Genomic DNA, 23514 nt, shown 5'->3' on the forward strand with positions numbered 1-23514 from the left:
GTCGTTCGGGAGGCGGCCGACGCACGCAGGCGTCATGCCTCGCTCCGGGGATTTCGGCGGTATTGCGAGCGTTCGTCGGCCTGCGCCTGCTCGCGGCGATCATCCGACTTACGCTCCTGCTCGCGATATTTCGTAGTCACCGAGTCCAGCGCCTTCGCGCGGCCCCGTGCGTCCGTCCACAAGCCACGCGCGTGCTCCAGCGCCTGCTCACGACGCTGTACCTCGCCCAGCTGCTGCACGATCGCCATGTCGATCTTCTGCAGGAACTGCTGGCGATTGAGCAGGGCGGCGATGCCGATGCCGTCGGGCATCTCGGCATATTCGTTACGGTATCGGCGCAACTCAACGAGCTGATGCTCGGCATCGGCCAGGGCGCGCTGCTGCGTGGCGAGCACACGCACCGCGTCCTCGGCCTTCTCTTCGGCCAGGTCGACGACGGGCTGCAGGCGGTCGGCGCGAGAGGGCATCAGCCGGCCTTCGTCGTGTCAGCGAGGCCGGATTCGGCGTCGGCGAGATTCACCGGCTCGTCGGTTTCCTGCTGTAGGAAGGCCGACAGGCGCGGGTAGAGCGCGATGGCTTCGTCCGTGCGCGGGTCGCTACCCTTCTGGTACGCACCCACGGCGATGAGATCGCGTTGCTGGCGGTACGCCGAATAGACCTGGCGGAACCGCTGGGCAGAACGCATGTGGTCCTTGCTGACCACGGCGGGCATGACGCGGCTGATCGAGGCCTCGATATCGATGGCCGGATAGTGACCGGCCTCAGCGAGATCGCGCGACAGCACGATGTGACCGTCGAGAATGGCGCGGGCGGCATCGGCGATCGGATCGTGCCGGTAATCGTCGCCCTCGGTCAGCACGGTGTAGAACGCCGTAATGGAACCACGACCCTCGGCATCGTTGCCGGCGCGCTCGACGAGCGCGGGCAGCATCGCGAACACGGACGGCGGGTAGCCCTTCGTGGCCGGTGGCTCGCCGATGGCCAGCGCGATCTCGCGTTGTGCCTGGGCATAACGGGTGAGCGAGTCCATCAGCAGAAGTACGCGCAGGCCCTGATCACGAAAATGTTCGGCCACCGCCGTAGCGACCTGCGCCCCGCGCAGGCGGCTGAGCGGCGGCGCATCCGCGGGCGCGGCGACGACCACGGCACGGCGGCGGCCCTCCTCACCCAAAGTATGGTCGACGAATTCCTTCACTTCACGACCACGCTCGCCGATCAGGCCGACGACGACGACATCGGCATCGGTGAAGCGGGTCATCATGCCCATCAGCGTGGACTTACCCACGCCCGAACCGGCGAACAGACCGATACGCTGGCCACGGCCAACCGTGAGTAGCGAATTGATCGCCCGGACGCCGACATCGAGCGGCGTATCGATCGGACGACGCATCATGGGATTGATGGGATCGCGACGCAGTGGCGCGCGCTCCCGGGCCAGCAGCGGACCCAGGCCATCCAGCGGCGCGCCGTCGGGACCGATGACACGACCCAGCAGCGAGTCGCCGACCGGGACGCCGGAGACGGCAGCCACCGGCGTCACGCGCGCATTGGGCAGCACGCCATGCATTTCACCCGTGGGCATGAGTAGCAGACGGCCATCGGAGAAGCCGACCACCTCAGTTTCGAGCTGCCGGCCGTCGGCACCGGCGACCATGCAACGGGCGCCCACCGGCGCTTCGCAGCCGACGGCTTCGAGCGTCAGTCCGACCACCCGGCGCAACTTGCCCTCCGCCTGCAGCGGACGCACGCGCTCCGCATTCGCCCGCTGGGCGGCGAGCGATTCGCGCCAGTGCGCGATACGGGTAGCCGTGTGGCTGTCGGCGCTCACGAGGGGTCGACCTGACCTTCGAGCACACTGTCGATCACGGCAGCCAGGCGCGTACGAACGCGCGCATCGAGACGCGACTGCTCGCTTTCCAGGCGGACATCGCCGCGTTCAAGGGCGGCATCGTCGACCACCGTGCCTTCATGGTCGACGCCGACGCGATGCTCGCGCACGAGTGCCGCGTCGGCGGGATGGAGATGGATCTTGAGATGACGTGTGGCGGCAGGCAGCGCATCGACGGCCTGGCGGACGACATCGAGGATTTTTTCCGGCTGTGTAGCGATTTCGTAACCCAGCACGCGTTCGGCGATGACCGTCGCCAACACGGCGAGGTCGCCGGCGACCTCATGATCCAGCTCGGCGAACGGACGCTCGACCGCGGCAAACAAGGCATCCAGGCGGGCAACCTGCTCGGCAAGCTCGCGCCGGGCCATGGCACGACCTTCGGCAAGCCCACCATTGAAGCCTTCTTCGCGCGCCTGGCGTTCGATCGCCTCGATCTCGGCCACGGTCGGCCGATGCGGACCGTCGTCTTCGACTTCTGCGCGCGCGGCAAGCGGATCCGGGCCGCCGACGACCGGCAGCTCCCAGCGCTCGAACTGGTCGACACGTTCGCGTGCGAGGATCGAGGTAAGGCTCATCAGACGAATTCTTCCCCGCCACCGGCGAGATTGATCTGGCCTGCGTCAGCGAGACGACGCGCCGTGGCCAGGACTTCCTTCTGTGCCGCGTCCACCTCGGAGAGGCGAACCGGACCCTTGACCTCGAGGTCGTCGCGCAGCATGTCGGCGGCGCGCTTGGACATGTTGGCGAAAATCTTCTCGCGGATGGCCGCTTCCGCACCCTTAAGGGCGGTGATGAGACGCGCCGAAGGTACTTCGCGCAGCAGCGTCTGCATGCTGCGGTCGTCGAGATCGGCAAGATCGTCGAAAACGAACATCAGCTCTTCGATGCGCTCGCCAAGACCGGTGTCGATGCCGCGGATCGAGGCCATCAGCTCGGCTTCGCGCGAGGTTTCCATCGCATTGAGGATATCCGCTGCGGCCTTGAGGCCACCGACGCTAGCCGACTTCAGCTTGTTGGAGTTACCCGAGAACTGGCGCTCCATGATTTCGTCCAGCTCATTTAGGGCGTGCGGCTGCACGCCATCGAGCGTGGCGATGCGCATGACGACGTCGCTGCGCGTCCGTGCCGGCAGGTAACCGATCACTTCGGCAGCCTGATCGGCCTCGAGGTGGGCCATGACCAGCGCGATGATCTGCGGATGCTCCTGGCCGATCATCTCGGCGATGGCGCGGCTTTCCATCCACTTCAGCGATTCCAGGCCCTTGCTGCTGCGCCCCAGAAGGATGCGGTCGATAAGGCCACCCGCCTTGTTCTCGCCCAGCGCGTTGACGAGGATGCGACGGATGTATTCCTCCGTGCCGACGCCGATCGAGGTGTGCTGACCGACGTCTTCCTGCAATTTGGTCAGGACGGTTTCGACCTGTTCCTTGGAGACATTCTTCAGCGCGGCCATGGCCGTGCCGACAGCCTGCACGTCGCGTGCGCCGAGGTGCTTGAGGATCGAGGCAGCGTCTTCCTCACCCAGGGTGAGGAGCAGGATCGCTGCCCGCTGCGCGCCCGTGAGCGCGTCTTTCGGTTCAAGCGCCATCGTCGGATACCCAGCTCTTCACGACTTGCGCAACCTGTTTGGGATTCTCGGCGGCCATGCGCTTGGCCAGGCCGACCTTCTGTTCGTAAGCCAACAGCGCGGGCGAGCCCAGCTGCGGCGATGTGCTCACGCGATCCGGCGTCATGTCGTCATCGTCGACCATGACCGACACCGTCGGCATCGGACCCGCGAGCGCTACGTTGTTCATCATCATCGGCGCCGGCTTGAGCAGGCCCTTGAGGATGGGACGCAGGACGAAGAAGCCGACGATCAGGGCGATCATCACGCCGAGGCCCTGCTTGATCAGGTCGAGCATGCCCGGGCGTTCCCAGAACGGCGTCGACTGCGGCTCCTCGTCGGCGATGGCGCCATGGAATGCCTCATTGATCACGCTGACGCTATCGCCGCGCGCGGCGCTGAAGCCGACGGCATTCTTGGTGAGTTCGGTCAGGCGGGACAGTTCTTCGGACGTGAAGGCGACGCTCTTGTTCTTGCCGTCCTTGTCCGGGACCTGCTTGTTGTCGACGACCACGGCGACGGACAGGCGCGCAACCTTGCCGGCGGGATCGGTGACATGGCTGACCGTGCGGTCGAGTTCGAAGTTGCGCGTGGCGCTCTGCGTCTGCTGCGTGGGGGTCTGTGCCGTCTGCGTGGCGGCATTCTGGCCCTGACCCGGCTTGGCACCGGCGCCAGCGGCAGGATTGGCGGCGGTCGCGTTCGCGCCGGTGTTCGGCGGCTGATTGCTCAGCGCACCCGGCACGCCACCGTTGTTCGCGGCGTCCGTACGCGTTTCGCTGTTGGTCTGCTCGCTGCGCAGCGCCGGGTTGTCGTGATTGAACGTTTCGCTGGCCTTCTCGGTCTGCGAGAAGTCGAGGTCGGCGAAGACCTGGGCGCGGACCTTGCCGGCGCCGACGAGCGGGGTCAGCAGGTCTTCAACGCGCTGCGTATAGGTGGCTTCGATACGGTTGGAAAGGCGCAGACGGCTGTCGCCGATGGCGGACGCGCTATCGGGATCGCTCACGGTCAGCAGGTTGCCGCCCTGGTCGATCACCGATACCTGGCGCGTATCGAGATCCGGCACGCTGGCCGCTACCAGATGCACGATGGCGGCGACCTGACCCTGGTCGAGCTGGCGGCCCGGATAGAGCGACACCACCACCGACGCGCTCGCCGGCTTGTTGTCGCGGACGAAGGCCGAAGGCTTGGGCAGCGCGAGGTGCACGCGCGCCGCGCGGATCGACTGGAGGCCGGCGATCGTGCTGGAGAGATCGTTCTCGAGCATGGACTGGTAGCGCGACCGCTCGGCCATGTCGCTCATACCGAACGGCGAGTCGGTCTGCGGTACGGCGCTCGCGGCGCTGCCCTGCGGCAAGCCCTGGCCGGCGAGCTTGAGACGGACGCCAGCCACGTCGGCGGCGGGTACGAAGATAGAGCTGCCGTCGTTGCTGAGCGTGTAAGGCGTGTTGCCCGCCTGCAGCGCCTGGGTCACGGCGGCGGCGTCTTTCTGTTCCAGGCCGCCATAGAGCAGGCCGTAGTTCGGCGCGCGCGACCACATCACCGCGGCGATACCGATCGCGACCGCGCCGGCGATACCCGCGAGCATGAAAAGCTGTCGCGCCGCCGGCGTCTGCGCCAGCGACTTCAGCGAGTCCATGCGCTTGCCGTCGTTGTTGTCCGTGGTGGCTACGCCGTTATCTGCCATGGTTCGACTTCAGTCCTTTCGGGAGACGCATGCCGCTTAGAGCGACATGTTCATGATTTCTTTGTAGGCATCGACCATCTTGTTGCGCACTTCGGTCATGGCGCGGAACGAGAGGTCGGCTTTTTGACCCTGGATCATCACCTGCGCCAGATCGATGCCGGGATCCCCACGCTCGAATCCTGCTGCCATCTGGCCGGCCTTCTCCTGAGTCTTGGCCACGCCGTCGATGGACTGCTTGAGCAGGTCACCGAACGAACTCTTCTCGGCGCCTGCGGCCTCGCCCACGCCGCGCAGGGCGGGCATCTCGGTCTGCGCGCTGATGCGGCGCATCTGGAGCAGGAGGCTGTTGACATCGATCGTGGTCATGACGGTTTTCCAACGCGTTATCGGCTTACTGACACTCGATGCACGAGCTATGCCAACCGAACGCGATCCACGCCGTGGGCGATCAGCCCACTTGCGCCGTCTCGGACAAACCGTACTTGCGCAGCTTTTCGACGAGCGTCGTGCGCTGGACACGCAGGAGCTTGGCAGCATGGGCGACCACACCGTTGGCCGAATTGAGCGCCTGACGGATCAGGCCGATCTCGATACCGGCCAGGTGATCCTTGAGGTCGAGGCCACCCAGCGGAAGCACGGCGGGATCGCCCTCGCCGAAGCCGAAGGTTTCGGTCACCGGCTCCGGCTCGGCTTCCATCATGGCGATCAGCGCGGCACCGGAAACTTCTTCCACCGGCAGTGCGCCACGGTATTTTTCCGGCAGGTCCCCGGCACGCACTTCGCCGTGCGGCATGAGGATGGCCATGCGCTCGACCAGGTTGGACAGCTCGCGCACATTGCCTGGCCAGGGGTGCTGGCACAGGGCGTTCATCGCGCTCGGCGAGAAGCGCACCGACGACAGGCCACGCTGGACCAGGCGCTGGTTGAACTCGGAAATGAGAGCCGGCAGGTCTTCGAGACGCTGACCGAGTGCCGGCATCTCGAGCGGGAAGACGCTGAGGCGGTAGAAGAGATCCTCACGGAAGCCGCCGCGCTCGATCGCCGATTCGAGGTCGCGGTGGGTCGCCGCGATGATGCGCACGTCGCAGCGCTGGGCACGATTGCCACCGACGCGCTCGAACACGCGCTCCTGCAACACGCGCAACAGCTTCACCTGCATCGGCAGGCTCATGTCACCGATCTCGTCGAGGAACAGCGTGCCGCCCTCGGCCATCTCGAAGCGCCCCTTCCGGGTGCTGATCGCACCGGTGAAGGCACCCTTTTCGTGACCGAACAGCTCGCTCTCGAGCAACTCTGCCGGGATGGCGCCGCAGTTGATCGCGACGAAGGGCTTGTCGCGACGCGGCGAGCAGTCATGGATGGTGCGGGCGACCAGTTCCTTGCCGCTGCCGGACTCGCCCAGCACCAGGACACTGGAGTCGAACGGCGCGACCTGGCGGATCAGCGCATTGACCCGCTGCATCGGGCCGGACTGACCGACCAGGCGACGGCTGGCCGGGGTTGGCTCGATGCGGGAATGGAGGGCACGCAGGGCTTCGGAAAGGCGCTCGTAGCGCAGCGGCACGTCGATCAGCTCGATGTTCTGGCTGCGCGCGTCGTCGCCGGCGATCAGCGGCGTGGCCATCGGCGAGTCCGCTGCCACGAGCAGCGGCAGGTGGCGACCATGCCGGCCGAGGCTGCTCAGGTAGCCTTCCATCTCGGCTTCATCTTCCACCGTGCCAACGAAGGCACCGCGCCAACTCTCGCTCGTGTCCAGCGTCGACATGCGATTCGCCAGCACCGGACGGTAGCCGAGGAAGGCCAGCGCGGAGACAACGTTGTCCGCGCGGGCGGCGTCGGATTCGATGACGAGAAAGTTGGAAGACTTCACCTGAAATACCTCACGTTGCGTGTGATCGAAGTGCCGGAGCAGGGTTCGCGGTGGAATCCCGTCGGCTTCGTTGCAAGGTATCAATCAAGGAGCGTGCCAACGTCGGAATTCCGGCGCCTCGCGGCAAGAACTCACGCTATATGGCGGTGTCGCCCGCCGTGAAGAAAACCTTTTCGGCAGGTCGAGGGCATGTGAAGAGGCGGCGCCACGTCAAGGCTGACGACACGCGTCACGAATGTGACGCAGGGCGCCACGCGACGTTAAGACGTCACGTGACGTAAAAGGTCACTTCACCCTTCCGAGGGTTCTTGCGGGCGGGCGTGCGCCCTGGCCTCGGCCACCTGGCGCCGGTGCTGGCGGAAGACCAGGCGCTCGATGCCGTCGCGAACCGGCTCGGTGAGCCCCTCGAAACCCAGGAAACCCTTGCCATCGGTCGGCCCGGCGAGGCGTACAGCCGGCAGTTCCAAAGGCAGCGCCCGGCAGGCGTCGAAGTGGATCTTCAGCAAGGCGGTCTGCCCCACAGGCGGCAAGCCATCCCAGGGCAGGACGGCTCCGGAGGCGTTGAAGCGCAAGGTGATACGGGGCGGCAGACCGGATTGGGGCAGGAGCAGCCGGTTGACGATTTCCATGAGCACATTGAGCTTGGCATCCAGCCGGGCCACTTCCTGGGTCAGCGGACTGTCGTCTTCGCTGATGTCGCTGCGGCGGTCCATCAGGGCCGAGACGGCGACCAGGACGCTGGCGTTGCGGTCGTTGATCAGGGCCAGGGCGGCGGCATCGGGACGCGGCCCCGGCTCGCAGGTCGCATGGAAGCGAGCGTCCCAGGCGACGCGTTCGGAAAATGCCAGCCAGCCTTCGTCACTCATGCGCCCGCCCCTGCCAGAGATACGTCGGTCAGAACGAACTATACGCGGCGACGGCCCGGCGCACGCGCCGGGAAGCGTCCCATGCGGCGGCCGCCTCGTCGCGCGCGGCAGATACCAGATCCTTGATCAGGCCGTCGGTCAACATGATCGCCTTGAGCGATTCGAGGGATTCCGGCGTGTCGCGCATACTGCCGCTGCGGATCACCGGCTCGCGCTCGGCCTCCAGGGCGGCCAGTTGGTCCCACTCGCTTTCACTGGCTGCGGCGTGCATCGCCTCGGTCAGCGTGAGTACCCGGTCGAGATCGCACCAGACCGTGTCGTTCACGCGCCGGTCCCGGCGACCTGGCGGGCTTCCACCGGAATGGCCACCCAGCTTTCGCGAATCTGGCCAAGCAGGTTGCTGACTTCGTCCAGGGCGCTGATGTCGTTATGGACATTGGCGTGGAGCAACCGGCGGCTCATATAGTCGTACAGGCTGTCGAGCTGATCGACCAGCGGCGTCTTCACGTTATGGTTCAGGCCCGCCTGCAGCGCACCGACGATCTCGATCGACTTGGAGATCGCCTCGCCCTTGCCGGCGATATTGCCATTGACCGTGCAACCGCGTGCGAAGCGGATGCGCTCGAGCGCGCCATCCATGAGCATGGTGACCAGACCGTGCGGGTCGGCGGTTTCGACGCCGCCGTGGGTACGGACCTGCTGATAGGCGCCAGCGCCTTGGGAATATCCGAGTGCCATGTGTGTGTCCTGGGGTGTCCGCTCAGCTCTTCGAGGCGGTCAGCGAATCGAACTGCTGCTGAAGGAAGCTGCTCGTACTGCTCAGCTTGCTCATCATCGTGTCGAGCGCGGTGTACTGCGTCGTCAGGCGTGTGGTGTAGTCCTGCATGGTGACGTCGTAGTCACTCTGCTGCTGAGCGATGTCCTTGGCTTTCTGGTTCAGATTGGCCGTGCGCTCGGTCAGGATGCCGCTGGACGAGGTCCAGCTGGTGATCATGGCGTCGAGCTTCGGCGCGATACCGTTCGTGCCGCTGAGCAGCGCCTGGGTCGCCTTGGGATTGGAGGCCAGCGCGGCCGTCAGTTTGGTCGAGTCGAAGGCCAGCGTACCGTCCACCTGGAACGACACACCGAGATTGCTGAGCGAGGTCGGACCTGGCGCGTTGCTCGAAAGCTGGGAGCCGATCAGGCTGGTCACCTGGCTTTTCAACGACGTGACCGTCGCATCGCCGATGAGGGCACCGACTTCGTTGGTGGTCGAGTCGTACTTCGTCAGCGACTGATAAGTCGAAACAAACGAGTTATACGAGGTCACCAGGCTCTGCAGTGCAGACGTCACCGCCGACGGATCGTTGGCGATGGTGAGCGAACTGGAACCGACCTTCGACAGGGTGAGCGTCACGCCGTCGATCGCACCGGTGACTGAATTGGTCGTGCTGGTGGCGGGCGTGCCGTCGATCGTGAACGTGGCGTCCTGCGCCTTGGTCGTCGGGGTGTCCGTGGCCGGATCGAAGTCGAGCTTCGAAAGATTGCCGTCGCCGCCACTGGTCGTGACGGTGAATGCGTTTGCCGCACCGGTCGCCGAGGACGTCAGCACCAGATGGGCGCCGTCCGTACCGGTGATGATGCTGGCCGTGACGCCAGGGTTGTCGGAGGACTTGTTGATCGAATCGCGGATGTTCTGCAGCGAGTTCGCGCCCGCCGCGACATTGAGGCTCATCGACTTGCCGCCGATGGAGATCGTCAACGTGCCGGTGCCCGCCGCGGAGGTCGCGTCAGTGAACCCGCCGGACGTGGTCTTCTGCACGGAAGCCAGCTGGCCAACGACGATGTTGTAGACGTTGGGCTGGGCCGTCGCATCGGCGGATGCGCCGATGATGGTCGAGTCGCCGACCGTGGTCTTCTGCGTGGTGAACGCGGAACCGTCGGTGAGCGCCTTGATCGCGGTCTGCAAACTCGTCAGCGAGGACGTGAAATTGCCGATCGCGGAAACCTGGGTGGTGTTGTCACTGGCCTGCGTGGCCAGGGCCTTGTCCGTCGCTGCGCGTTTGTTGGCAACCAGGTTGCTGACAATGGACGCGACGTCGATGGAGCTGGAGCCGAGTGTGATGGGGGTCGTGGCCATGAAGCTCTCCTGGTGGACGCCTCACTGCCCTGGGCGCCAATTTGTCGACGGCTGGCCCCCTTGCGAGGACCAGCCGCAGACAACTAAGCAATTACCCTGCCAAGCCTGTTACTGGAGCAGCTTGGTGACGATCTGCTGGCTCTGGTTGGCCTGGGCGAGGACCGAGACGCCGGCCTGCTGCAGGATCTGAGCCGAGGACATGTTCGCCGTTTCCTGGGCGAAGTCGGCGTCGGTGATGGCCGACTTCGACGAGGTCAGATTCTGCGAGATGTTCTGCAGGTTGGAGATGGTCGACTCGAAGCGGTTCTGCACGGCGCCGAGGGTGGAGCGCAGGCTGGAAACCGACTGCAGGGCGGCATCGATGTGGTTGATCGTGTCGTTGGCGCCGTCGACCGTCTTGACGCTGGAATCGGCCAGGGTCTGCGTGGTGCTGACTGCGTCGGTCTGGGTGGTGATACCCAGGGCCAGCGCGCCACCCGTGGTCTTGGCCGTCACGGAGATGTCGGAAGCCGACGAGAACTTCAGCGAACCGTCCGTCGAGACGTAGGCGTTGATGCCCTTGCCCGACTTCGAGTTGATCGCGTCAGCCACGTCCTGCATGGACTTGAACGAGCCGGTCAGGTCGAAGGAGTTGCCGCCGACGGTGAAGGAAGCGTCGCCAGCGACGAGGTCGATGCTGGTGGCGGTGCCCTTGACGGCGCCGGTCGACACAGCGCTGGTGTTACCCGCCGTCGTCGTCGCGGCCAGACCGAGGGCCGTGTTGGATGCGCCGCCGATGACGACGTCGCCCTGGCCGGCACCGGTACCCGTGGTGGCCGTGATCTTGATTTCGCCGGTCGTGGCATCGACGCCGGCCACGTTACCGCCCGCGGCCTTGTTGATGGCGGCCGCGAGGTCGGTGGTGTTCGTGTAGTTGCCAGCGGCAACGTTGACGGCGGCGCCGGTACCGACCTTCACGGTCAGGCCGCCAGCGGGCAGGGTCAGGCCGGTCGGGAAGGTGGCGGCGGCGATCGAACCGGTGGCCAGCTGGCCGACCTGGTTGGCCTTCATGCCCTGGTTGAGGCCGACGTTGATGACTTCACCGACGTTCGCGCCAACCTGGAAGCTGAGGTTCTGGGCGGAGCCGTCCAGGACCTTCATGCCGTTGAAGTTGGTCTGCGTGGCGATACGGGTGACTTCCGACAGACGCTGCTGGACTTCGGCGTCGAGAGCGGCGCGGTCGCTGTCCGAGTTGGACGCGTTGGTCGACTGCACGGCCAGCTCACGGATGCGCTGAAGGTTGTTCGTGACTTCGTCGAGGGCCGACTCGGTGGTCTGCGACAGCGAGATACCGTCGTTGGCGTTCTGCACGGCGCGGTTGAGGCCGTTGATCTGCGTGGTCATGCGGGTCGAAATGGCGAGGCCGGCGGCGTCGTCCTTCGCGCTGTTGATGCGATTACCCGACGACAGACGCTCGATAGCCGAGGCCAGCTTCGTCTGCGAAGTGCCCAGGTTACGCTGAGCGTTCAGCGACATGATGTTGGTGTTGATGGTCAGAGCCATGGGAATAATCCTTTGTAAGCGGAACCGAAATGCCGGAGGTTGTGCGGCGTAGTCCGGCGGGGTTCCGTGATGGAAGCCTTCCGCCTCAGAGAGGTTTACGGCACGCCGGGAAGAAACTTGAGAACTTTTTCTGCCTGTCAACAACTTTCTTGATCAGGGTCCGGAAGAAACTGCGTTCCCAGGCTCTGTCGGGTTCCTTATCGGCACCATGTGCTCCGGGTTTAGGCCCAATTTCATAGAGACATGTGGGAGCCGATTCATCGGCGAATGCTGAATACACCCGCGGCGCAGCCGCGACCTTGAGGTTGCTTGCCTCGATTTCCAGCGGAGGGCGAAGCAAGAGCTCGCCGATGAATCGGCTCCTACGAAGAGCGGTGTCGGCAGACATAAAGAAAGAGGCGACCCGAAGGCCGCCTCTTTCTTCAGCGAATCGCCGATGAATCGGCTCCTACATGTGCTGTGTCGCCGTTATTTAAGGTAATTGAACAGCGAGAGGTTCTGCATCTTTACGTAGGACTGCTGTGCAGCGTCGAGTGCCGCCTGTTGCTGCGAAAACTTGCTCGCGGCGCTGGCGACATCTAGCTCGGTCAGATCGGACAACGTGCCGGCGTACTGAAGCGACGTATCGGCACTGATCTGGGTCTGCTGGTCGAGGATGTTCATCCGCGCACCGATTTTGGTACGCGTATCGGTGAAGCTCGTCTGCGCCTGGTCGAGGTTCTGCAGCTGCGCATTGAGCTGGTTGTTCATGCCGGCGCCGCCGCCCGGCGTTTCGAATGCGGTGATGATGCCCGCCACGGTCGAGAAGACATCCTGCGACGACGACGGGGCCACGGCGAACGAATCGCCTGCGGCCGGGGTGCCGGTGATATTGAGCTGCGCGCCCTTGAAATTGATCGTGCCGCTGTCGCCGGAGTACGTACCGGTGGACAAGGCCGGACCGGTCGGATTGGTCGCGTCGTGTATCTCGTAGGTCGTCGCCGAAGTGAAGTTGACCGTGTAACTGCCACCATCCCACTGCGACGTGTCGGTGACCGAGGTGGCACCGACGACACCCGTGCCTGTGTTGGTCGCGCCGGCCGTTGTCACGAACGTGCCGTTGCCTCCGCGGATCGACATGAAGACGTCGGAACCGCTGTCGCCGGTGGCTACCTGCAGGCCTGCCGCGGCCGCCACCATGCGCTGGTTCTGGTCGCCGCCGTAGGTCACGCTGAGGTCGGACTGGGTGAAGGGCTGCGTGGACGTACGGCTGCCGGCGAAGAGGTATTCGCCCTGCCCGTCTTTCGTATTGCCAAGGGCGACCAGCTGCCCGAGCGTCTGTCGCAGCTCGGTGGCGATGGACTGGCGCGACTGGTCGGTCTGCGTACCGTTCATGCCTTCCAGGGTGAGCGTACGGATGCGATCGAGGATATCCCCCGCCGATGCCACCGTGCTCTCTTCGGCCGATAACTTGGTGTTGGCCGACTGGATATTCCGCGTGTACTGGTCGTTCTGTGCGCTGGCCGAACTGACGTCGACCGCACGGGCCGCCGCGGCGGGATTRTCCGAGGGCGTCTGGATGGCCTTGCCATTGCCGAGTGCGAGCTGGGTCTGCGACAGATCGTACTGCCGATCCAGCATCGTGTTGACGGCTTGCTGCGCGCCCCAGGAAGTTGAAATACGCATGATCAGCCCTGCACGGCGGTAAGGAGGGAGTTGAAGATCGTGTTGGCGGTGTTGATCACCTGCGCCGCGGCCGCATAGGACTGCTGGAAGCGCAGGAGATTGGCCGCCTCTTCGTCCATGTTCACACCCGAAAGGCTCTGCTGTGACGCCGTTGCCTGGTCGAGGATGCTCTGCTGCGCGGTCAACGCGGTATTCGCCTGGGCACCGGCCGTACCCACCTGGGCGATCAGCTGGCTATACGACTTGCCCACCGTGGTGACACCGTTGTCTAGCACGCCCTTGGTGGCGACGTTTGCCATGGCGAGCGCATTGCCGTTGTCACCACTGGCCGAACCCGCCGGTTTTACCGAGAACGTGTCGTTAGCGGCAGGCGAGCCCGTCAGCTTTAGCGTCCAGCCCGGACCGGTAATCGTGTCGCCGTCGGCGTAGGTCTGCGGCGCACCGCCATTGATCGAGTACGTGGTGGGCGAGGTGAAGGTGATCGTGGCGGGCGTATTGAAGGCCGGATTCGTCACGTCCGTCACCGTGAGGTTGCCGAGCACGCCCTTGCCGGTGTTGCTCGCGCCCTTCGTCGCGGCCAGCGGGCCCGATGCGGCGATCTTGCTGGTATCGGACACCGCGACACCCATCGTCGATGCCGCGTTGCGCGTCGGCTGGATCTGGAAGCTGTCACCCGCCACGGCGCCGGCGCTGACCGTCACGTTCAGGCCGCCGACCACGAACGGATCCGCCGCCGTGCCGGTACCGGTCATGGGTACCGTCACACCCGCCGTCGTCGTCGCGGACCAGTTCGTACCGTCGTAACGCATGATGTAGTCGGAGGCGTCGAGCTTCGAGACATCCGCGACCGTGGCCGCCACCGAACCCGTACCCTTGTTCGTCGTGCTGTTGAACACGGCGGGATCGGAGATGCTGAAGAAGTCGCCACCGGCGGCGCCATTGAGGTCGATGCCCTGCGCGCTCTGCTTGTTGAAGGCATCCGTCATGGCGATGGCGGCGCGACCGAGCTGGTTGCGCGCCGGATCCAGCACATTGGTACGGAAATCGAACGTGGCACCCAGCGAACCGGAGCCCAGTTGGTTGCTGATCACCGAGCCGCCGGGTCCCACGACTTCCAGCCGCGAGGCGTCGTACTGGTTGTTCGCCGTGCTCAGCTGGGTCGCATTGGTCCCGTTGACCAGCGGCTGGCCGTTGCCCACGGAGACCGTATACATATGATCGCTGGTCTGCGTGACGTTGACCCCGACGATCTGGGAAAGCTGTGACACCGCCTGATCGCGGGCATCGAGCAGGTCGTTGGGCACTGCCCCACCGGCGTAGCCCTTCTGGATCTGTCCGTTCAGGTCCGCGATGCTCTTGGCCAGCGAGTTGATGCTGTCGACGGCGGCGCTGATCTGCTGGTTGGTCTGCTGGTCGAGCTGTTGGAACTGCGAGGACAGCGACTTGAACGTGGCCACCAGCGTATTCGCCTTGCCGATCATGGCCTGGCGGCTCGCGGTGTCGATCGGCGCATTGGCCACGTCGCTCACCGAACCGAAGAAGCCGTCGAGTGCGGTCTGCAGGTTCGCCGAACCGCTCACCGCATTATTCACCGAGGCGGTGAGCGTGGCGTACTGCGATGCGCGGCTTTGCCCGGAACTGGCCGACCACACCGACTGAGTCAGGAACTGGCTGTAGGCGCGCTGGACGCTAATCGCATCGGCGCCCTGGCCGACGTAATAGCCGCCGTTGTATTGAGGCGTGCGCGCGTTGAATGTCGTCGTTTGCCGCGTGTAACCCGCGGTGTTGACGTTGCTGATGTTGTGACCAACGGTCGACAGGCCCACTTGCGAGGCAAGCAGTCCTGATACACCGGTGGAGAGCAGATCGGCCATCGTCTTTTCCTTCGCTTAACTATTCGTGGGCCCGTGCTTACAGTTCGCCGGCGACTTGCTTGAGCGCTGCGAGCGCCTGCTTCATCACTGGCCCGTTGGCGATATCGGTGAGCTTCTGCGCGTAGCTGGGATCGGTGGCATAGCCGCCGTTAGTCAGCGCGTGCGCGAAGCCGGCGATATCGTCGCCACGGCCGACAGCGTTCGCGAAGCGCGGGCTGCTGGCGACCATGTTTGCGTAATCCTTGAAGGAGTCCGACGGCGAGTCGTAGGCGCGGAAGCTATCCTTCTTGCGCACGGCGACGCCGTTTTCGTACTCGAGCGTGGGAACGTTGACGCGCTTGCCGTCCCAGCTGCTGCCGGCCTTGATGCCAAACATGTTGTTGCTCGCCGTCGTGCCCTGCGCCGGCATGTGCTTGCCCCAGCCGGTTTCGAGCGCGGCCTGCGCCAGCAGTGCCCGCACGGAAACGCCGAGCTTCTTCGCTGCCTCGATCGCATGCGGTGCGAGCTTCTGCACAAAGTCCTCGGGGCTGGAGATGGACATCTTGCCTACTGCGCTGACCACGGCATTCGCGCCGTCGCCGACCGCCTGCCCCGCCTTGCCGAGCATGCGCTCGAGCGAATCCATGAGACCGCTGTCCTGATCCGACTTCGACGACACGGCATCCGCCGTGCTGGCGCCGCCGGTGACACCGGCGAAGAGTCCGTTGTCCGCTGACGTGCTCTGGGTCGGCTGCGCCCCACCGAGCTGGCGCATCAGCATGTCGGCGATACCGATACCCTTGCCCTGCGACAGCGTCACCGACAACTGGTGATCGAACATGTCACGGTATGAGTTGGCCGCCTGCGAGCCCATCATGTCGTCACCCATCGCAGCGCTGGCGTCACGCATGGACTTCAGCATCATCTGGGTAAAGATGGATTCGAACTGTTTGGCGACAGTCGGCAGTGCCGCCTTGGAATCCTGCTTGGCGGCCGAGCGCAGGCCGGCAAACCCGGACATGTCCGAGTAAGTGCCAAGCCGCTGCGCGTCGACCGTGTTGGCCATGTCAGATCACCACCAGCTCGGCGTGCAGGGCGCCGGATTCCTTCAGCGCCTGCAGGATCGAGATGAGATCGCTCGGCGAGGCGCCGACCTGGTTCACCGCGCGCACGATGGCGTCGAGGCTGGTGCCCGGGCCGAACTTGAACATGTGGCCGCCGTCTTCGCTCACCGCCACCTGGCTGCTCGGTACAACGGCCGTCTGGCCACGCGAGAAGGCATTCGGCTGGCTGACCTGCGGTTGCTCGCTAATGGTGACCTGGATCGACCCGTGGGCCACGGCAGCGGCACCGACCTTGACGTCGGAACCGATCACGACCGTGCCGGTGCGCGAGTTGACGATGATGCGTGCCGGCGCGTCGCCCGGCGTGACTTCCAGGGCCTGGATCGTCGACAGCCAGGCCACGCGCTGGGAAGGATCCATCGGCGCGCGGACGGCGACCGAGCCGGAATCCATCGCATTGGCCGTGCCCGAGCCAAAGTTGTGGTTCACCGCCTCGGCGATGCGTGCGGCCGTGGTGAAGTCGGCCGTATTGAGATTGAGCATGAGGTCGCCGCCCTTGTCGAAGGACGACGCCACGCTGCGCTCGATGCTAGCGCCACCGGGAATGCGACCGCTGGCGGAGATGTTCACCTGCACGCTCGAGCCGCTCTTGCCTTGGGCGCTGACGCCACCGACGATGACACTGCCCTGGGCGATGGCGTAGACGTTGCCGTCGGCGCCCTTCAGAGGCGACATGAGGAGTTCGCCACCACGGATGCTCTTCGCGTTGCCGATCGAAGCGACCGTCACATCGATGCGCTGCCCGGGCTTGGCGAACGGCGGCAGCTCGGCGGTGATCGTCACCGCGGCGGCGTTCTTCAGCTGCGGGCGCACATTGGCGGGCACAGTGACGCCGAACTGCTGGAGCATGTTCTCCAGGCTCTGCGTGGTGAAAGGGGCCTGGCTGGTCTGGTCGCCGCTGCCGTCGAGGCCGACGACCAGGCCGTAGCCGATCAGCTGGTTGCTGCGCACGCCACCGACCTGGACCAGGTCGCGGATGCGATCGGCGTGCGCCGGAACAGCGGCGCCGAGAGCGAGGACGACGGCAGCCGTGCGAACGATGCCGCGAAGGTGAAGCGCGAAGGTCTCCATCAGAACGGCATCCACTTCGAATCGAAGAAGCGCGACAGCCAGCCGCGCGTATTCGAATCGGCCAGCGTGCCCTTGCCCACGTATTCGATGCGCGCATCGGCGACGCGGCTCGAGGGCACGACGTTGTCGTTGCCGATGTCCTGCGCGCGAACGATGCCCGAGATCCGCACGAGCTCTTCGCCCTGGTTGATCGTGAGCCACTTCTCGCCGCGCACGATCAGCGCGCCGTTGGACAGGCGCTGCGCCACCGTCACGGTGATCTGGCCGGTGAGCGCATTGCTCTGACTCGAGGAACCGTCGCCGGCGAATTCGTTGTCGCTCGACAGCGAGCTGTCGGCGGTCTTGCCACCGACCTTCAGGCCATGACCGAGCAAGGTCGGTGCAGCGATGTTGTTGCCATTCTTCTTGCTGGTCGCCGTCGTCGCCTTCTTGCTGGCCTGCGTGCTTTCCACCAGCGAGATGGTGAGGATGTCGCCGACGCGGTGCGCCCGCGGATCGGAGAACAACTCCAGCGAGGTCTGGTCGGCATAGATCGAGCCGGTCGCCTGCGGTGCGGTCGTCTGTTCGGGCGGCAGCGTGGCGGCGTACATCGGCTTCGGTGTCGGCGGCACGATCGCGCAACCCGTGAGGGCGGCGAGCGGCAGCGCGGCGAGCAGGATGCGGGCGAAGGAACGATTCATGACGTGTCTCAGGTCTTGTTGGAGATGAACTGAAGCATCTGATCGGCCGTCGAGATCGCCTTCGAGTTCATCTCGTAGGCGCGCTGGGTCTCGATCATGTTCACCATTTCCTCGACGACGTTCACGTTCGACGCTTCGAGGGCGTTCTGGTCGAGGGTGCCGAGGCCGTTGAGGCCGGCGGTGCCCGTCTGTGGAGCGCCGCTGGACGCGGTCTCCAGGTAAAGGTTGTCACCACGCGGCTGCAGGCCGGCGGGGTTGACGAAGTCGGCGAGCTGGATCGTTCCGACCTGCTGCGACGCGGCGTTGGCGGCGGTAGTGACGCTCACCGTGCCATCCTTGCCGATGGTCACCGTGCTGGCGTTCGCCGGGATCGTGATGGAAGGCTCGAGCGGATAGCCGTCGTTGGTGGTGATCTGGCCGTCCTGGTCACGCTTGAGCGAGCCGTCACGCGTATAGCCCACGGTGCCGTCCGGCAGGGTCACCTGAAGGAAGCCACGACCGTCGATGCGTACGTCGAGCGGGTTGTCGGTCTGCTGCGAACCGCCCTGGTCGAACATCTTCTGCGTGCCGACCACACGGACACCGGTACCCATCATGAAGCCGGTGGGCGACTGGGTCTGCTCGGTCGTCTGTGCACCGGCCTGGCCGCGGTTCTGGTAGGTCAGATCCTCGAACTCGGCGCGGGCCCGCTTGAAGCCCGTGGTGTTCGTATTGGCCAGGTTGTTCGAGACGACGTCCATGCGCGTCTGCTGCGCATCGAGGCCGGTCTTGGCGATCCAGAGGGACGAGAACATCGTTGACTCCTGCGCTTGGGCGCTTTACATGCCGGCGACGGAATTGCGTCGCGTGGCGGTGGTTAACCCACCTGTAGCAATTTCGATGCCGACTGGGCGTTTTCGTCGGCGGTCTTGATCGAACGCACCTGCATCTCGAACTCGCGGGACAGCGAAATCATCTTTACGAGCACGTCGGACGGGTTGACGTTGCTCGATTCGATCGTGCCGGAGACGACCCGGACATCGGCATCCGCCTGGGGCGTACTACCGTCTTTCATGTGCATGAGGCTGTCGCTGCCGTAGGTCAGCTGGTCGTTGCCCGGGTTGATGAGCTTGATCCGGTCGGTCGTGGCGATGGTGGACGGGGACTCGCCGAGCGGAACGACGGAAATCGTGCCGTCCGAACCGATCTTCACGCTGGAAGCCTGCGGGATGGTGATCGGACCGCCGCCGCCCACGACGGCATTACCACGCGCGTCCGTCAACAAACCGTCGGCGTTGATCCGCAGGTTGCCCGCGCGGGTATAGCCCTCGTTGCCGTCCGCACCCTGGACCGCGATCCAGCCGTCGCCCTGCACCGAGACATCCAGATCGTTGCCGGTCTGCATCTGCGCGCCGGCGGTCGTGTCCCAGCCGGTGCCCTGGGCCACGCCGTTGATGCGCGTCTGCATGCCGTCGCCCTGCACGGGCAGGCTCTGGAACGCCGACAACTCCGCCTTGAAGCCGGTGGTATTGGCGTTGGCGAGGTTGTGTGCCACTTCGTCCTGCGCGCGCATGATCTGCGTGGCGCCGGTCATCGCGACATATACGGAACGATCCATGACGGAACCCCTGTTCGACGGCGAAAACGGGCGTGCGCGGCCCGGAGGCCGCGCACGCGGTCACGCTTAGTTGCGGATGTTGATGATGGTCTGGGTCAACGTGTTGTCGGTCGAGATGACCTGGGCGTTGGCCTGGTAGTTACGCTGCGCCTTGATCATATTGACCAGCTGCGCGGTCAGGTCGGCCGTGTTGGACGCTTCGAGCGAACCGGACTGGATCGTTCCGAGGCCACCCGCGTTGGCCGTGCCGCGGATCGGCTGACCCGATTCCGACGACGGTGCCCAGTTGGTGTCATTGAGCTGGCGCAGGCCCTGGTCGTTGGCGAAGGTCGCGATGGCGAGCTGGCCGAGCGGCACGCTCGCGCCGTTGGAGTACTTCGCCGAGACCGTACCGTCCTTGGCCACGTCGATGTTGGAGAACGTGCCGGCGGCGTAGCCGTCGTTCGACACCGCGGTGGTCGACGAGCTGTCGCCGAACTGGGTGACCTTGGTCATGTCGATGCTGAGGTTCAGCGGCGTCGCGCCCGGGTTGGGCGAAACGGCGCCGAAGTTGAGCTTGCCGCCGGCGGGGGTGAGGATCGCACCGCCCGCACTGAAGGTCATCTGCTGCGCGGTACCGACCTGGGTACCGTCGACCGTCATATTGGCGCTCCATGTGTTCGGATTGGTCGCATCCTTCGTGTAGTACACGTTGACCGTGTGCGACGCGCCGAGGGAGTCATAGGCCTGGAACGTGGAGAGCGTGTTGTAGGTCTTGTCGTTGGTCGGATCGAACGCGCCGCCGGTCGGAGCCGTCGCGCTGGCGGCGAGGTTCGCCGTCAGGCCGATGTTGGTCGATGCCTTGGCGGGGCTCGAGCCCGTGGTCAGCTTCAGGTCGGCCAGGCTGCTGATGTCGAAGCCGCCATTGGCGGTCGGCGGATACACCTGCACGTTCTGGCCCGTTGCGTTGACGACATTGCCGTTGTCATCGGGATGGAAATTGCCGGCGCGGGTATACGAATAGCCTGAGCCGTCGCGCACCGTGAAGAAACCGGCGCCACTGATGGCGAAGTCGTAGGAGTTGCCCGTCTGCGTCGCGGCACCGTCGCTGAACTGCTGGGCGATGTTGGTCAGGCGCACGCCGCTGCCGGCGACCTGGGCGGAGAGATTGTTCCCGGCCGCCGAGTAGACCTGCGAGAACTCGGCGCGCGAGCCCTTGAAGCCGACGGTGTTGACGTTGGCGATGTTGTTCGCGGTGACTTCCAGGTCGGAAGACGCCGCGTTGATGCCGCTTAGGGCGATATCGAAAGGCATGGTGGGTTTTCCTTGCTGGAGTTACAGGATTTGCGCGATCTGACTGAGCAGGGCGCCGCCGTAGCCGGCTACCTGCACGTAGGTTCCGTCGGTACCGGAGGCACCGACGCCTTCCACCTTTCCGCGAGCGAAGGTATCGATCGCCGTGCCGCCGGAAGTGGCGGACATCTGGTAAACGCCGTCGGGCAGCTGCGTGCCGTCGTCGGACTTGCCGTCCCAGCTGAACTGGGCGAGGCCCGCGTCCGGCTGACCGAGGCTGATCGTGCGGACGACGTTGCCCGCCGTATCCTTGATCTGCACGTTGACGTAAGTACCCGAGGTACCCACGTTCACGGCGCCATTCATCGAGGAGTCCTCGAGCTTGCCGGCGGTCGACGGCACCAGCACTTCCTGGCCGACGAGCGCGGCGGCGCGTACGAACTGGTCACCGGTGAGGTTGGAGGCCAGTGAGTCGAAGGAGCTCTGCAACTCCTGGGTGGCGGCCACCTGCGAGAACTGCGCCATCTGGGCCACCATCTGCGTGGAATCCATCGGCTTGGTCGGATCCTGGTTGGTCATCTGGGTGACCATCAGCTTGAGGAAGTCAGACTGGTTCAGCGTCTGCTGCTGCAGCTGGCCAGTCGATGACGATGACGATGAAGACGAGGAACTGTTTCCGTTGACGGCGTCTACCATGAGGATTCCTTACTTGCCGAGGTCGAGCGTCTTCTGCATGAGCTGCTTGGCGCTGTTCATGACTTCGACGTTGTTCTGATAGGAGCGCGACGCGGAGATCATGTTGACCAGCTCGTCGACCGTATTGACGTTGCTTGAATAGACGTTGCCGTTGGCGTCGGCGAGTGGATTGGACGGCTCGTAACGCGCCTGGATCGGGGCCTGGCTCTCGGTGATGCCGAGCGTGCGCACGCCACCGTTTTCCATCTGCCCGTTKACCTGCTGCTGCACCGCCGAGAACAAGGGCTGTTTCGCGTGGTACGCGCCGGCTTCGCTGCTCGCCAGGCTGTCGGCGTTGGCCATGTTGCTGGCCGTGGTGTTGAGTCGGGCCGACTGGGCGGCCATGCCGGAACCGGCGACGTCGAAGATCTTGAGCAGGCTCATGAGCTGGATCCTGTGATAGCCATGCGCATCGCGTGAATCTGCGCGGTGATGAAGCTGAGCGAGGCCTGGTAATGGATGGCGTTGGCGGCGAACTGGGCCTGTTCGACCTGGGTATCGACCGTGTTGCCATCCATCGTGGGCTGGGTCTCGACGCGATACGCGAGCTTGTCGGCGTCGGCCGCGGCAAACGCCGGGTTGCCGCCGATGTGACCCGCCTCGGTGGCCGTCATCGACAGGCCGGGGCCATCGCTGGTCCCGCTGGCGGCGGTCATCGCCTTGCGAAAATCGAGGTCGCGCGCGAGAAAGCCCGGCGTGTCGGCATTGGCCAGGTTCGACGAAATGACTTCCGCACGGCGCTGCCACAGGCCGAGGGCCTGGGCGTGCATACCTAACAGCGGATCCGGTTTGTCGATCATGGGCGTGGCCCCCTCGTGAGCTTGGCCCGAAGGGTTGAGCAAGACGCGTGCCACGCGGGGGCCACATACACGAAACGGCGCCGCGGCGCCGTTTGCGATGAAGCGGGAGGACGTTTTCGGGGAGAGTGCCGGAAATCCGGCGCCACCCCCTGCCGCGTCAGCGACGGGTGACCGTCGCGATCGGCCGGAACGACGTCAGGCCGGCAGGAGGTCTAGCACGGCGGTGGCGAGGATGTCCGGCTGGAACTTGGCAATGAACTTGTCGGCGCCGACGCGGGCCACCATCGCCTCGTTGAAGACGCCGCTCAGCGAGCTGTGCAGGAGCACCTTCATGTGGCGCAGCTGGACGTCTTCCCGGATCGCGGTGGTCAGCGCGTAGCCGTCCATCAGCGGCATCTCGATATCGGAGACGACCAGGTCCACCCGCTCACCGACCGGCCCCATCGCCAGGGTGCGCAACGTGTCGAGTCCTTCCCGCCCATCCTTGGCGATCACGCATTCCAGGTCCATCTTGCGGAACAGGTCGACCAGCTGGGTGCGGGCGACCGCCGAATCGTCGACCACCAGGATCCGGCGGTTACCTGCCTGCTGCACGTGGGCCGCCTGCTGGACACGGTCGGAGAGCTGCACGAGCGGGGGCGAGACCGACGACAGCACCTGTTCGACATCCACGACGGCGAGCAGATCGCCGTCCAGCCGGGTCACCGCGTTGACGCGCGCGCCATAGCCGAGCGCGGCCGACGGCGCGGTCAGGTGGGCGCCATCCACGTGGACGATGCGGTCGACGTCCGAGACCAGGAATCCCTGCACGGAGAGGTTGAACTCGGTAACGATGAGATGCGCACCGTCGACGCTGGCCAGCGGCGGATAGCCCATGGCCGCGGCGAGATCGATAACCGGGATGGTGCTGCCGCGGTAGTCGAAACTGCCCGAGACCAGGGCATGCATGCTCGGCATCCGCTCCAGGCGCGGCCGGCGAAGCACTTCGCGAACCTTGAAGACGTTGATGCCGAACGCCTGGCGATCGCCCAGGCGAAACAGCAGCATGGCCACGCGATTGTGGCCCGCCAGGCGGGTAAAGGTATCCACGGTGTCGAGCAGCGGTCGGGCCATGACGTGCGAGGCATCTACAGAAGGTG

The 23514-nt window shown here is 65.1% G+C and carries 24 protein-coding genes; all 24 read right to left on the minus strand.

The features are described from left to right. Positions 1 to 32: 32 nt before the first annotated feature. Positions 33 to 467 carry a flagellar export protein FliJ gene (gene fliJ / locus AC1DYM_RS01285; RefSeq protein WP_046966187.1) on the minus strand — a complete coding sequence of 145 codons (435 nt, stop codon included), beginning with the start codon at positions 465 to 467 and terminating at the stop codon, positions 33 to 35. Further along, positions 467 to 1828, minus strand: coding sequence for a flagellar protein export ATPase FliI (gene fliI / locus AC1DYM_RS01290; protein ID WP_477335180.1), 1362 nt, complete (start codon positions 1826 to 1828; stop codon positions 467 to 469). Before fliI ends, fliJ begins: the two co-directional genes overlap by 1 nt. Beyond that, entirely contained in the window at positions 1825 to 2466 is a 642-nt protein-coding gene (locus tag AC1DYM_RS01295) for a FliH/SctL family protein (protein ID WP_477335182.1), read from the minus strand. Before AC1DYM_RS01295 ends, fliI begins: the two co-directional genes overlap by 4 nt. Next, a complete protein-coding gene (gene fliG / locus AC1DYM_RS01300) occupies positions 2466 to 3479 on the minus strand; it encodes a flagellar motor switch protein FliG (protein ID WP_477335184.1) in 1014 nt (337 codons plus the stop codon). Before fliG ends, AC1DYM_RS01295 begins: the two co-directional genes overlap by 1 nt. Then, complete coding sequence (gene fliF, locus AC1DYM_RS01305; protein WP_477335186.1) at positions 3469 to 5181, minus strand: flagellar basal-body MS-ring/collar protein FliF; 1713 nt, start codon at positions 5179 to 5181, stop codon at positions 3469 to 3471. Before fliF ends, fliG begins: the two co-directional genes overlap by 11 nt. Positions 5182 to 5217: 36 nt before the next feature. Further along, positions 5218 to 5547, minus strand: coding sequence for a flagellar hook-basal body complex protein FliE (fliE, locus tag AC1DYM_RS01310; protein ID WP_477335188.1), 330 nt, complete (start codon positions 5545 to 5547; stop codon positions 5218 to 5220). A gap of 82 nt (positions 5548 to 5629) precedes the next feature. Further along, complete coding sequence (locus tag AC1DYM_RS01315) at positions 5630 to 7051, minus strand: sigma-54 dependent transcriptional regulator (protein ID WP_477335190.1); 1422 nt, start codon at positions 7049 to 7051, stop codon at positions 5630 to 5632. 290 nt (positions 7052 to 7341) lie between these two features. Beyond that, positions 7342 to 7917, minus strand: coding sequence for a PilZ domain-containing protein (locus AC1DYM_RS01320; protein WP_477335192.1), 576 nt, complete (start codon positions 7915 to 7917; stop codon positions 7342 to 7344). Positions 7918 to 7945: 28 nt separating this feature from the next. Continuing rightward, positions 7946 to 8242 carry a flagellar protein FliT gene (locus tag AC1DYM_RS01325; RefSeq protein WP_053057348.1) on the minus strand — a complete coding sequence of 99 codons (297 nt, stop codon included), beginning with the start codon at positions 8240 to 8242 and terminating at the stop codon, positions 7946 to 7948. Beyond that, positions 8239 to 8655: a flagellar export chaperone FliS gene (gene fliS, locus AC1DYM_RS01330; protein WP_477335194.1), complete on the minus strand. Its 417-nt coding sequence runs from the start codon at positions 8653 to 8655 to the stop codon at positions 8239 to 8241. Before fliS ends, AC1DYM_RS01325 begins: the two co-directional genes overlap by 4 nt. A 22-nt stretch (positions 8656 to 8677) precedes the next feature. Then, the gene (gene fliD / locus AC1DYM_RS01335; protein WP_477335196.1) at positions 8678 to 10036 is read right to left on the minus strand and encodes a flagellar filament capping protein FliD; all 1359 of its coding nucleotides are present in this window, start codon (positions 10034 to 10036) and stop codon (positions 8678 to 8680) included. A gap of 108 nt (positions 10037 to 10144) precedes the next feature. Beyond that, positions 10145 to 11578, minus strand: coding sequence for a flagellin N-terminal helical domain-containing protein (locus AC1DYM_RS01340; RefSeq protein ID WP_477335198.1), 1434 nt, complete (start codon positions 11576 to 11578; stop codon positions 10145 to 10147). A gap of 468 nt (positions 11579 to 12046) precedes the next feature. Further along, positions 12047 to 13243, minus strand: coding sequence for a flagellar hook-associated protein FlgL (gene flgL, locus AC1DYM_RS01345; protein ID WP_477335200.1), 1197 nt, complete (start codon positions 13241 to 13243; stop codon positions 12047 to 12049). A 2-nt stretch (positions 13244 to 13245) separates the two neighbouring features. Then, positions 13246 to 15117: a flagellar hook-associated protein FlgK gene (gene flgK, locus AC1DYM_RS01350; protein WP_477335202.1), complete on the minus strand. Its 1872-nt coding sequence runs from the start codon at positions 15115 to 15117 to the stop codon at positions 13246 to 13248. Between the two features lie 37 nt (positions 15118 to 15154). Continuing rightward, complete coding sequence (flgJ, locus tag AC1DYM_RS01355) at positions 15155 to 16162, minus strand: flagellar assembly peptidoglycan hydrolase FlgJ (RefSeq protein ID WP_477335204.1); 1008 nt, start codon at positions 16160 to 16162, stop codon at positions 15155 to 15157. A 1-nt stretch (position 16163) separates the two neighbouring features. Then, complete coding sequence (locus AC1DYM_RS01360) at positions 16164 to 17291, minus strand: flagellar basal body P-ring protein FlgI (RefSeq protein ID WP_477335470.1); 1128 nt, start codon at positions 17289 to 17291, stop codon at positions 16164 to 16166. Then, complete coding sequence (gene flgH, locus AC1DYM_RS01365) at positions 17291 to 17971, minus strand: flagellar basal body L-ring protein FlgH (RefSeq protein WP_477335206.1); 681 nt, start codon at positions 17969 to 17971, stop codon at positions 17291 to 17293. The genes AC1DYM_RS01360 and flgH overlap by 1 nt, the downstream gene beginning before the upstream one ends. Before the next feature lie 8 nt (positions 17972 to 17979). After that, positions 17980 to 18765: a flagellar basal-body rod protein FlgG gene (gene flgG, locus AC1DYM_RS01370; RefSeq protein ID WP_046966172.1), complete on the minus strand. Its 786-nt coding sequence runs from the start codon at positions 18763 to 18765 to the stop codon at positions 17980 to 17982. Positions 18766 to 18827: 62 nt separating this feature from the next. After that, on the minus strand, positions 18828 to 19568 hold the full coding sequence (gene flgF, locus AC1DYM_RS01375) for a flagellar basal-body rod protein FlgF (protein ID WP_477335209.1): 741 nt from the start codon (positions 19566 to 19568) through the stop codon (positions 18828 to 18830). Positions 19569 to 19634: 66 nt separating this feature from the next. Beyond that, positions 19635 to 20861 (minus strand): flagellar hook protein FlgE, encoded by a 1227-nt coding sequence (flgE, locus tag AC1DYM_RS01380; RefSeq protein ID WP_046966170.1) that lies wholly within the window; start codon positions 20859 to 20861, stop codon positions 19635 to 19637. A gap of 21 nt (positions 20862 to 20882) precedes the next feature. Further along, on the minus strand, positions 20883 to 21536 hold the full coding sequence (locus tag AC1DYM_RS01385; RefSeq protein ID WP_477335211.1) for a flagellar hook assembly protein FlgD: 654 nt from the start codon (positions 21534 to 21536) through the stop codon (positions 20883 to 20885). A gap of 9 nt (positions 21537 to 21545) precedes the next feature. Further along, the gene (flgC, locus tag AC1DYM_RS01390) at positions 21546 to 21959 is read right to left on the minus strand and encodes a flagellar basal body rod protein FlgC (RefSeq protein ID WP_046966168.1); all 414 of its coding nucleotides are present in this window, start codon (positions 21957 to 21959) and stop codon (positions 21546 to 21548) included. Next, positions 21956 to 22375 (minus strand): flagellar basal body rod protein FlgB, encoded by a 420-nt coding sequence (gene flgB / locus AC1DYM_RS01395; RefSeq protein ID WP_477335213.1) that lies wholly within the window; start codon positions 22373 to 22375, stop codon positions 21956 to 21958. The genes flgC and flgB overlap by 4 nt, the downstream gene beginning before the upstream one ends. A gap of 195 nt (positions 22376 to 22570) precedes the next feature. Further along, on the minus strand, positions 22571 to 23488 hold the full coding sequence (locus AC1DYM_RS01400; RefSeq protein ID WP_477335215.1) for a chemotaxis protein: 918 nt from the start codon (positions 23486 to 23488) through the stop codon (positions 22571 to 22573). Positions 23489 to 23514 lie beyond the last annotated feature (26 nt).

It is taken from the genome of Luteibacter sp. P1_D3, assembly GCF_056406135.1.